Annotated in this window: 9 protein-coding genes and 4 pseudogenes; 3 read left to right on the top strand and 10 right to left on the bottom strand. The window is 42.1% G+C overall.

Annotated features, from left to right (window positions below):
* From IV64_RS14315 to IV64_RS03935, 4 genes are all read right to left on the bottom strand, one after another.
* On the bottom strand, positions 1–158 hold a 158-nt coding region (locus tag IV64_RS14315), incomplete at its 3' end, for a helix-turn-helix domain-containing protein (RefSeq protein WP_157061026.1).
* 109 nt (positions 159–267) lie between these two features.
* Positions 268–1,212, bottom strand: a complete 945-nt coding sequence (locus IV64_RS03945; protein WP_057705856.1) for an L-lactate dehydrogenase — start codon at positions 1,210–1,212, stop codon at positions 268–270.
* Positions 1,213–1,244: 32 nt separating this feature from the next.
* Entirely contained in the window at positions 1,245–2,054 is an 810-nt protein-coding gene (locus tag IV64_RS03940) for a 2-keto-4-pentenoate hydratase (RefSeq protein ID WP_012390814.1), read from the bottom strand.
* 190 nt (positions 2,055–2,244) lie between these two features.
* The gene (locus IV64_RS03935) at positions 2,245–3,570 is read right to left on the bottom strand and encodes an MFS transporter (protein ID WP_027821211.1); all 1,326 of its coding nucleotides are present in this window, start codon (positions 3,568–3,570) and stop codon (positions 2,245–2,247) included.
* Positions 3,571–3,987: 417 nt separating this feature from the next.
* Here IV64_RS03935 and IV64_RS03930 point away from each other — a divergent pair, with 417 nt between their 5' ends.
* From IV64_RS03930 to IV64_RS14885, 3 genes and pseudogenes are all read left to right on the top strand, one after another.
* Positions 3,988–4,275: a putative quinol monooxygenase gene (locus IV64_RS03930; protein WP_027821210.1), complete on the top strand. Its 288-nt coding sequence runs from the start codon at positions 3,988–3,990 to the stop codon at positions 4,273–4,275.
* A gap of 55 nt (positions 4,276–4,330) precedes the next feature.
* Positions 4,331–4,528 (top strand): annotated as a pseudogene (locus IV64_RS14890) (transposase); the annotation flags it as partial.
* Positions 4,529–4,548: 20 nt separating this feature from the next.
* Positions 4,549–4,689 (top strand): annotated as a pseudogene (locus IV64_RS14885) (transposase); the annotation flags it as partial.
* A 106-nt stretch (positions 4,690–4,795) separates the two neighbouring features.
* Here the strand turns inward: IV64_RS14885 and nrdF are convergent.
* The 6 genes and pseudogenes from nrdF to IV64_RS03905 form a co-directional block, all read right to left on the bottom strand.
* On the bottom strand, positions 4,796–5,746 hold the full coding sequence (nrdF, locus tag IV64_RS03925; RefSeq protein WP_027821209.1) for a class 1b ribonucleoside-diphosphate reductase subunit beta: 951 nt from the start codon (positions 5,744–5,746) through the stop codon (positions 4,796–4,798).
* 14 nt (positions 5,747–5,760) lie between these two features.
* Positions 5,761–6,687 (bottom strand): ribonucleotide-diphosphate reductase subunit beta, encoded by a 927-nt coding sequence (locus tag IV64_RS03920; RefSeq protein ID WP_027822411.1) that lies wholly within the window; start codon positions 6,685–6,687, stop codon positions 5,761–5,763.
* A gap of 106 nt (positions 6,688–6,793) precedes the next feature.
* On the bottom strand, positions 6,794–8,941 hold the full coding sequence (gene nrdE, locus IV64_RS03915; protein ID WP_027821207.1) for a class 1b ribonucleoside-diphosphate reductase subunit alpha: 2,148 nt from the start codon (positions 8,939–8,941) through the stop codon (positions 6,794–6,796).
* 27 nt (positions 8,942–8,968) lie between these two features.
* Positions 8,969–9,427 (bottom strand): class Ib ribonucleoside-diphosphate reductase assembly flavoprotein NrdI, encoded by a 459-nt coding sequence (gene nrdI, locus IV64_RS03910; RefSeq protein ID WP_071665479.1) that lies wholly within the window; start codon positions 9,425–9,427, stop codon positions 8,969–8,971.
* Positions 9,428–10,061: 634 nt separating this feature from the next.
* Positions 10,062–10,284: pseudogene (locus IV64_RS14845) on the bottom strand (transposase); the annotation flags it as partial.
* A 32-nt stretch (positions 10,285–10,316) separates the two neighbouring features.
* A pseudogene (locus tag IV64_RS03905) lies at positions 10,317–10,828 on the bottom strand (IS30 family transposase); the annotation flags it as partial.

Below are 10,828 nucleotides of genomic sequence, written 5' to 3'. Positions count from 1 at the left end.
GTTTGGGCCACTTCGGCCTGGTAAGGTTCACATCGAGCTAATTCATAAGAAATTGTGGCAGGTGATCGTTTTAGGCGATCGCTCATTTGGATATTGGACAGGCCTAGTTCACAAAAGGTTTCGATTTTAATTCGTTCAGAATAGGTTATACTAGACAAAAGATCAGCTCCTAAAAGATGTGTTTGTGGTAAACACCATTTTAAGGGAAGCTGATCTTTTTTGTCCGAACAGCGTCGGATTAATTTTACAATCTACCATTTAATAGCATTAGTTGCCATTTGAGGCTGCTCGTTGTTCTTCAGCCTTAACCCGGTCTTTAATGTACTTAGCTGAAGTTGCTAACTTTTCCTGTTCAGTGGCTGTTAAGTCGAGCTGCAATTGTTCAACTACTCCATCGCGGCCAACTACTGCCGGGTACGAAAGGTAAGTGCCATATTCTTCGCGGTAATTAGACACTGGCATTTCTGTTCGGGCATCACTCAATAAGGCGTTAGTCAGACGAACCGCCGCTGTTGCTACCCCATAATTGGTATATTTTTTGCCCTTATAAACCATATAACCGCCTTTTCGCGAACGTTCTTCGACATCAGCTAAATTCACATGCCGTTCTTTAGCCAGATCAACCACCTGCTTGCCCAAAACGCGAACTGTCGACCAGGCGGTAAACTGAGAGTTACCATGTTCACCAAGATTAAAGCCAACTACCGATCGGGAATCTACATTTAAGGCTTCGCCAACGCAAGCCCGCATCCGAGCTGAATCTAGCAGGGTTCCCGTCCCCAGCACGTGTTCTTTAGGGAGCCCCGTCAGTTTTTGATACATGGAGGTAATAACATCACATGGATTAGTTACGTCGACTAGCTTACCATGAAAGCCATTATCAACCAGTTTTTTTGCTACTAACGGGACTTGGGTACGGGTAAATTTAAATTCTGCAAAACGATCATGATCAGGCGTATCAACTAGCTTCGATTTACCAAGGGTCGAAACCACCACATCACAATCAGCCAATTGTGAATCATCGTTAACGGTCAAATTAGTATGATAAGGCAGGTTTGCCATTGCATCTCTTAAATCAAGCGCATCAGCGCGAACCTTTGCTTCGTTCGTGTCATACAGTGCTAAATCATCCGTAAATCCACAAGCAACGAGGTAATGAGCAACGGTTGCCCCGACATGTCCCATTCCAATAACTGCTACTTTCCTAGTCATAATAAGACTTCCTTTCTGATTGAACCCGCTAATTAATCATTGACATTAACAACCACATCACCGAACCCGTGGTCAAACTTAGCTTCCCACTTGCCTGCTGTTAAGTGTGGAGGTAAGAGAAAGGTACCAGATGAAACTAGCTGTCCCGCTCGGAACCGTTTACCCTGGGCAGCAAGTTTACCGACTAGCCATTGCAAAGACTTAAAGGGATTACCAAGGACTTCACTAGACTGCCCTGTCGCTTCTTTTTGTCCATCATGATAGAGAGTCGCACTTACGTTGGCAGCATCATCAACAGTTGAGAATACTTCATCTGCTGGCCGCTCACTGCCATACACGACGTAACCGCCAACTGCACAATCACTCATAACACAGTATTTATTTAGGTCGGGGAACCAGTCAGCAAACCGACAGTCAGGGAGCTCCAAGGTTCCACAAACGGTGGTCTTATGACGAAGATCATCTAAACTATCGCTTGGTAATAAGTCTTCCGTTGCGCGAAAGCCTAATTCAACTTCTAATAACGGAGCCATTGTTTGCCGCTTTAATGATAAGACCGCTGGTGATGGTAAAAAGTGTGAATCAACTTGTTGTCCATACAGTGGGCTATCAGCATCAAACATATCCTGAGTTTGCTGGCTAGTCAGCGAAACTTTGTAGCCGCCGGTTGGTAACTGCTTTAACTGGGCAACGCAATCTTGAACCGCATAGGCCGTTTCATCATCGGTTACAACCCCTTCCCAGTCTGCTCTTTTTAGTGGCTGCTTAGTTTGATAAGCATTAAACAGTGCTTGGGCAAATGATTTTTGTTGTGTATTTAAGGTAACGTTTTGATTAGTCATAATTTTTCCCTCCATTATGGCCAGTTGCCGTTACCATGAAAATCTTATTCTAACTTTGTAACTACAACTGACACGTCCATTTTCTAATTTTACTTTTCACAATATTGATAATGCCTGAAATGTCGCTATCTGACATTTCCACCACCTCCTTTAAGGCCGAAATTGCTTGATTGCGTTTCTTCAATTATATTTACTTAGTGTAATCCACTGATTTGGTTTCCTTTGTCAAAAGTAAAGCAACGATTGAGACCAAACTCATAAATGCAAGGTAGTAACCAACTGCGTGGATCCCCCATTGTCCAACTAACCAAGATGCAATAGTTGGGGCAAAAGCAGCACCAATGATAGCGGACATATTGTAAGCAATTCCAGCACCTGAATACCTTGTACTTGTTGGGAAGAGTTCAGGCAGCATTGCACCAACTGGACCATAGATAACTCCCATTGCTAAGAAACCAACCAACAAGAAGAATAAAGTTCCAACAACGTTTTGGTGTCCTTGGAAAAAGAATGGAAATACAAACGAGAATACGAAGATGGCTGCAGTTCCTGCAAGCAATACTGTTCTGCGGCCAAATCGGTCTGACAAAATTGACGAATAAACAATCATTCCGGCAAATACAACGATTGATCCCATCAATAACATCAAGAATTCACGGCTATCAAATCCAAGCACGGCAGTTCCATAACTCAATGACCAAGTTGAAAGTAGAAAGAAGAACGTGTAGGAAACAGCCATAATAAATGTTCCTTGGAGGATTTGTTTCCAGCTCTTAGTGAATACCTGTGCCAATGGTGCTTTTTTGACGTTATCCCGTTTTTGAGCCAATCGGAATAATGGAGTTTCTTGCATCTTTCTTCTCACCCAAAGTCCGAAGACAACCAGAACAGCTGAGGCAACGAATGGTACCCGCCAACCGAATTCTACCATCTGTGACTTGGTCAATACGGTTTCCAAAATAACGTATAAACCGTTACTCAAAAAGAATCCAATTGGAGCACCCAGTTCAGTAAACGAACCAAATAGTGCCCGCTTACCCTTTGGAGCGTTCTCAGTGGCAACTAAAACGGCCCCTGACCATTCACCACCAAGACCAATGCCCTGAGTAAATCTTGCTAAACATAGAAGTAAAATTGCAGTCATTCCCAAAGTTCTGTAACCGGGAAGAAAACCAATGACAACGGTAGATAGCCCCATCATCAGCAATGAGACAACTAATGCCCGCTTACGACCTAACTTATCGCCAAAGTGACCAAATAATAGCGACCCTAGAGGGCGAGCTACAAACGCAACTCCGAATGTCAGTAAACTAAGGATCATTGCGATTGTTGGGGTTACTGATGGGAAAAAGACGTTTGGAAAATATGTTGCTGCGGCAGTACCGTATGCATAAAAGTCAAAAAATTCAATTGCGGTTCCAATCATAGATGCCATAATGACAGTTTTAACTGGATCTCGTTCCATTTTGGCAACTTTTGCTTCTGTTAAAGAATATGTATTTGATATTTCTTCCATTTGCTCCACTCCTATTCAATCAAAACAAGTAAATTCTACCAATAATTGCAGTCTCATTCATAATTAAGGGAAGTTTGTCACCTCCTTAAAAATAAAAAAACACCAAGGACCTTAAGACAGTCCTTGGTGTTAAATAACCAATTCTGCCCGCTTGCTTGCGGGCACATCAATTCGCCCGCGCATTAAATAATAATAATTACGCGGGTAATAATGGTGTTCAATTTAAATGTTGAATTGGTCATTTTCATTCCTCTTTTCATGAATTGTATAGAATACTATCACGGTTAATATTAAAAGTAAATAAGAAAATGAAAGCTTTTCAAATTTTATTTTTAAAAACAAAGTCACTTTCTACATATTTAGACCTTTATTGCGATATTATAATTACAGTAAATATATTTTAAAGGAGTTTTAATTATGAAAGTCATCAACGTTGAACTGTCAGTAATTCCAGGTAAACAGGCTGCTTACGAGGCTTTTATTGCCGATTTAGTTGCTGGCTCAAGTAACGAAGCCGGAAACATTAGTTATCATCACTACAAGGATGTCAATTCAAAAACCGAGTATGAGATCATTGAACATTGGAAAGATGCTGACGCTGTTGAATTCCACAACAACACTCCCCACTTTCAAAAGTTCTTATCTGGAATAGGTGACTTTCTAACTAAGGATCCGGTTATCATCCGAATGGATTATGACGAATAGTCAGCTTTAAAATCCGGATGGTACCGATCAGCACCAAGAGTGTTACAATCTACCTGATATTAAAAATTTCTTTCTCAATTGTTATTCTAAACGTCATCGTGAGCGCGTAACTCGGGTTGTCATGGACTTTAATTCTCAATATCAACCTGCTCTTCGAACACTCTTTCCACACGCCAAACTGATCGTGGATAACCTTCATCTTGTTCAAATGGCCGTACAAGCTTTGAATCAAACTCGGGTACAACTCATAAAAAATATGACTACGGACGGGTATCAAATGATTTCGCAGAAGGTGTGAACCGTAAAATCAAGCAAATCAAAAGAACCGCGTATGATTACAAGAACTGGAAAACCTTTATTTATCGAATTCGGGATTGGAATCAAAATCGAAAAAAGAAACCAATTCGTAAATAAATTGGTTTCTAAATATAACTTCGTCAACACCGGTTGACAGAGGCACCTTTAATATCTCCTGTGGACATTGGCTTTTTTAAATTTGAATTATGCCTAGAAGCCTATGTTAGAAGTCATAGTCGCCGCTACTCATAGCTTCAGCATTACCCATTAGATAGCCAGCACCAACTTGTGAAAAGAAATCATGATTGGCCGTTTCGGTTGAAATTCCGTTCATTACGATTGGGTTGATATCTTTAATCTCAGCATTGGGGAAGCGAGATTCGAAGCCCATATTTTGGAGCGCCTTGTTGGCGTTGTAGTGAACGAATTGTTTAACGTCTTCCGCTAAACCAATCGGCGCGTAGACTTCTTCGGTGAACGCAAACTCGTTCTCAAGGAGATCATCGAGCAACTCATCCATCCACTTTTTGAATGGTTTTTGTTCAGTCACTGATAGCTCGTTATATCCCAATTGGAATTTGTAGCCGAGGTAGGTACCATGAACAGATTCATCGCGGATCACTAGTTTGATGACTTCAGAAAGATTTGCCAGCTTATTGTTACCACGGTACCAAAGTGGGGTAAAAAAGTTGGTGTAGTACAAAATTCCTTCAAGAAAGACGCTTGCGACTTTCTTTTCAAGGTTGTTTCCCGTTTGATAAATATCATTGATCCGTTTGGCTTTGTATTGCATTCGGGGATTATTGTTCATCCACTTAAACACTTCGTCAACAGTGGCTTGATCGTTCAAAGATGTCAAAATAGTGCCGTAACTTTTGGCATGAATTGACTCCATCATCAAAAAGTCATTGAGGACTGCTGCTTCTTTTCGTGTCCGAACGTCGGGCCGCATCACGTCGACTCCTTCTTCGGATTGGAGTGTGTCCAGCAAGGCTAATCCACCCACAACCCGATTGATAACCGATTTTTCGGTGCCAGAGAGTGTCCGCCAGTCCCGTAAATCATTAGAAACAGGTACTCGCGTATCCAGCCAGTATTGTGCCGTTGCTTTATCCCATACATATTCGTCAAGTTCGTCTTCGATGATGTCCCAATTAATTGTTTTATAGCTCATTAGTTGAATACTCCTTAAAAGTCGTAGTCGTCATCGGTCATTTTTTCAGTGTCCGATTCATTGTTTGCAGCCGTTACCTGTTGCAAGAATTGATTTTGGTCAATCATCAGTTCTTTGAGTTGCGCCACTAGTGAAGACGGTTGAACTTCGTAGACAGCGTTAAAGCCAAGTGACATTAATGCATGATTGGCACCATAGGAGGCCAGATTGATGGCTTCGGTGGCATCGTCAAGGTTAGCTTCTAAGAAATCTTTTTCAGTTTGCATGAGTTGATCAAACTGGGTGTTAATCCAATGCTGCAGTTCGGCTTGGTCACTTGACGCGAGGTCTTCAAACCCAAGGTGAAATTTGTAGCCGACATAGGCACTAAAGATGGCACTTCCACGAAGAATATTGGCCAACATTTGGTAGGTATTGACGAGAGAATGGGTTTGAAGGGTTGGCCAATATTTACCAAATGAAAGGCCAGTTTCGGTCAAAATAAAAAGGGCTTTTTTTTGTAAAGCCGTGCCATTGGTGCTCGTTTGAGCGAGTTGGTCGATTTCAGCTTGCAAATTGGCATTATCATCTGCCCAAGTAAAACTTTCACCGCCGTTACCCGGAATCAGAGCCCGGAAAATGGTCGTACAGCTTTTGGCATGGACTGATTTCATAAAGGTAATGGTGTTTAATACGGATTCTTCTTGTTGAGTTCTCCGATCGTGGCGAATAGCAGGGGTGCCAACTTCTGATTGGTAGACGGCTAACATTGATGTACCTGCCAACATACGAGTAATGGCCTGTTGTTGAGTGTCTGCTAGCTGTTGCCAAGCTGGTTGATCATTCGTGACGGGAATCCGAATGTCCAACCAAAAGTTAGTGGTGAGTTGTTCCCACGTGTATTTATCGAAATTATCTTTAATATCATCCCAGTTAATTGCTTTGTAGTATAAATAGTCCATCGTTATTTGTTCGTCTCCTTAATTAGGATTCATGGGTATATGGGTCTTGTGACCCAATAACGTATGCCGGTGTGTTAAACGGACGGTAAGACCCCAAGTGAATTTCCTAGATCATGCATGATTCACATTCATTTGCCGTTTTAATTTCATCGTCTTCTGTGAATGTTCGAATGTAGTAAAGTGACTTGATGCCCTTGGTCCAGGCGTAATTCCGTAACCGGTTAAGGTCCCGGGTCGTCATCTTCAAGTTGTCATTGTCCTTCCACTCGTAAAGGTCGGGTTTCAAAACTGAACGCATGAACAGTGTCAGACTCATGCCTTGATCAATGTGTTTTTGCGCTACGGCATAGGTATCGATGATTTTGCGTTGGTCGATATCATATGCGGGCGTGTAGTAGGGCAAAGTTTCGTTAGACAGGTAGGGTGCCGGGTAGAAGATTGATCCCACTTTATTTTCCTGCCGTTGTTCTACTAATTGTGTGATTGGGTGAAGTGACGCACTCGTTTCATTGACGTACGAAATGGAACCATTCGGTGCCACGGCAAGTCGGTTACGATGGTAAAGGCCATCCGCCATGACGGCCTGTTTGAGGGCCTCCCAGTCGGCAACAGATGGTAATTTAATGTTTTTGAAAATCTCTGCAACTTTAGTGCTCTTAAATTCAAAGTCTGCGTTCAAGTATTGATCGAAGTAACTACCATCAGCGTACTTTGATTGGTCAAATTTAGCGAAGGTTTCGTGGCGTTCACGGGCAATTCGATTGCTCGTAGCGAGTGAATAGTAGTTTAAGGCTAGGAAGTAGGCATCAGTAAATTCAAGGGCCTCTGGTGAGCCATACTCAATTTGGTGGCGTGCAAGGGCAGTATGCAGACCCATAGCCCCTAATCCAATCGTGTGGTAAAGTTCGTTACCATGTTTAACAGTCGGTACTTCCTTAACGTCGGTTGTGTCAGTTACGAGGGTGAGCGCACGAACAGCAACCTCAACTGAGTGACCGAAGTCCGGCGAGTCAATCATATTCATGATATTGGTTGATCCGAGATTACATGAAATATCGGTGCCAGTTGTCTTGTACGATAGGTCATCGTCAAGTTTTGACGGTTCTTGAGGCTGTAAGATCTCACTACAAAGGTTACTCATAATAATTTTGCCATCGACAGGGTTAGTTTGGTTGGCCGTATCAATGTTCAAGATGTAAGGATAACCAGATTCTTGTTGGAGTTGAGAAATCTTTTGTTCTAGTTTCCGCGCGTTAAAGACTGACTTCTTAATATTGGGGTTAGCGACCATGTTGTTATATTCTTTGGTGATATCGATGTAAGCAAATGGCGTACGATATTCACGTTCGACATCATAGGGGCTAAAAAGATACATTGGTTCGTTAGTCTTGAGTAATTCATAATATTTATCAGGAACAATCAAACCGAGGGACAAGGTCTTCACCCGAATTTTTTCGTCCGCATTTTCCTTTTTGGTATCCAGAAAATGTAAGATGTCAGGATGGAAGACGTTGAGATAAACCACTCCGGCGCCGTTCCGTTGCCCAAGTTGGTTACTGTAGCTAAATGAGTCTTCAAGTAACTTCATCACTGGTACAACGCCAGACGAGGCGTTGGAAATCTGCTTAATAGGATCACCTGAGGCGCGCAAGTTTGACAGGTTAACGCCGACGCCCCCACCGATTCGAGATAGTTGAAGGGCAGAATTAACGCCACGTCCAATTGAGAGCATGGAATCGGCCATATCAATTAGGAAACACGACACCATTTCTCCGCGGCGCTTTTTCCCCGCGTTGAGGAAAGTGGGAGTGGCGGGCTGGTAACGCTGTGAAATTAATTCATCGGCAACGTCATTAGCAAGTTGCTCATCACCGTTTGCAAGGTAGAGAGCATTGAAGACAACACGGTCGATAAAGCCTTCCAAGAATTGTTGTCCGTCGTTGGTTTTCATGGCGTACTGTGTGTAAAACTTGTACGCGCCGAGAAAGCTGCGGAAATGGAAGTGATGGTCTTTCATTCGGTCGAACAAGGACCGCACAAATTCGTGGGAATACTGATTCAAGATATCTGGATCAATGTAATCTTCGTCGACTAAGTAGTTTAATTTGGCATCCAATGAATCAAATTGTTTAGTCTTTGGTTCGACCGTCTCTTCAAAATAGGCCTTGAGGGCTTCTTGATCGTAATATAGCGGAATTTCTCCGTCGACAGGGATGTTTACGAGGTTATTTAAGTAAAAATAGGTATTTTCCATTTCTGGGGTGCTAGTTACCATTAGGGATTACTCCTTTGTTGTTTGAAAACAAAATTGATTGCGATAGGTTAAGATGGCATCGGCAATGCGAGGAATGTCGTGTGCGGTGCCACGTAGCTCAAAATCGGTAATGTAAGGAAAATCGAAGCGTTTAGCATATTGTTTAGCCGTGAGTGCAAACTGCTTATTAAAATTACGATTACCGCTACCGATAATACCGTAGCAATGCTGGTAATTGCCTTCGTACGCGAGGTAATCTCCCAAAATAGTAGTTAATATTTCAGTATAACCGTTATTAACCCCATTACCACCTTTAAGAAAGGCTGGTAGGAAGGTAACAAACGGCTGGTCAAGAGTGGTGAATTCAGGGTGTTCTTTAACATTAATGGAACTAACCCGAACATGACGTTCTTTCTCAAAGTATGTTGTCAGTCTGCTAATAAAATATTTTGTGTTGCCACTCAAGCTGATGTAGAGGATATTTATGGTTTCCGTAACTAATCATCGTCCTTTTTCTATATATGGTGGTTAGAATGACATTATAGCACTACATATAGTAATTGCAACAATCAGGTAAATTAGTTAAAGGTCTGATTGAGTTAAAAATTGTGTTGAAAAGTTCATGCGAGGTGGCTAAAATGAGCCCACTATTGGTATTTTCAGCTTCACTAAAGGACGATTATTCATGCGGCTGTGAGTCTTGCGAGATGACTTTACCCGTCGGCGTAACTTCATTGTCAGTTCACTGTTAGTCAGTTCTAAGCGGCCGTCGACGGACATGGTAGTTCCGGTTGGTTCATTTTGAACCAGTGTACAAAGGAATCAACACTGTGAATACGCGGCTTACAATGCAATCCAAACACTAATTGGCGGAAGAATTCAGGTACCCTTAACACCTAACTTACAGCGCGACAGGCCATCCGATGGTTGTCATAAATCAATTGAGCATTATCCGCAAAGTAGGCCTTAAAAAGCTGATGATTAGCACCAATTTGACAACCCGTTCCACATTTCAACTCATGACTGATCGTACTAGAGTTGCGATGAAGGTCACTGGCAATCCGACGGCTGGTCTTGCTGTCGAATTGACGAGCCATAATTAATTCGGTAGATTGCAACTTTAATCCAAATTTTTTGACAAATTAGTCAGCATGACTTGGCAAGGTGTTTGCCAGTTGAGTACTTTAAGCGGTCTTTGGTTAATTTGGAGTAACAGAGTTGTCAAATCTTGAGCACTAATGTGCTCAAAACAAGTCCCTTTAGGGTAAAAATAATGTAAGTTCCGATTAAAGCGTTCATTACTAGCGCGTTCAGCCGGTGGCATAAGTATGACAGTAATAGACCCTGGATACCTTACCGTGGTTCAAATGAAACCAGGCCGCTTAAAAGTTGTTAAAAACTCAGTCAGTGCTTCATTGACGGTTGCTGCTGTCTGATCTTTTAGCTGGTAAGCCCAAAGAAAACGTGATTTACGATCGAGTAAAGTTAATAAAACTGCCTTACTATGTCCTCGAGGGCCAACAACCGTATCCATTTCAAAATCACCGATGCGATTACGTTGATTAATTACGCTTGGTCGTTTTTCAATTGACTGACCTAATGATTGGTTATACTTGGACCGTTGGTCAACGTACGCCGTTGGCGTACGCCATGTTCAGGTAGATCATTCAAGGGAAAATCAATTTTCCCCTGATTTAACCAATTGTAAATAGATTTAGTAGCTAGTTTAAATTCGTGAGCAATCATTTCTGGTGACCAGCTTAGACGTAAATGGTTTAGAATGGTTTGCTTTAATTCGTCACTCAGTTTAGTTTTCCGACCACATCGTGATCGCCCATTTGGATATTGGACAGCCCTAGTTCACAAAAGGTTTCGATTTTAATTCGT

It is taken from the genome of Lactiplantibacillus xiangfangensis, from assembly GCF_001438845.1.
GTDB classification, from domain to species: domain Bacteria; phylum Bacillota; class Bacilli; order Lactobacillales; family Lactobacillaceae; genus Lactiplantibacillus; species Lactiplantibacillus xiangfangensis.
This window is presented reverse-complemented; position numbering and strand designations above follow the sequence as displayed.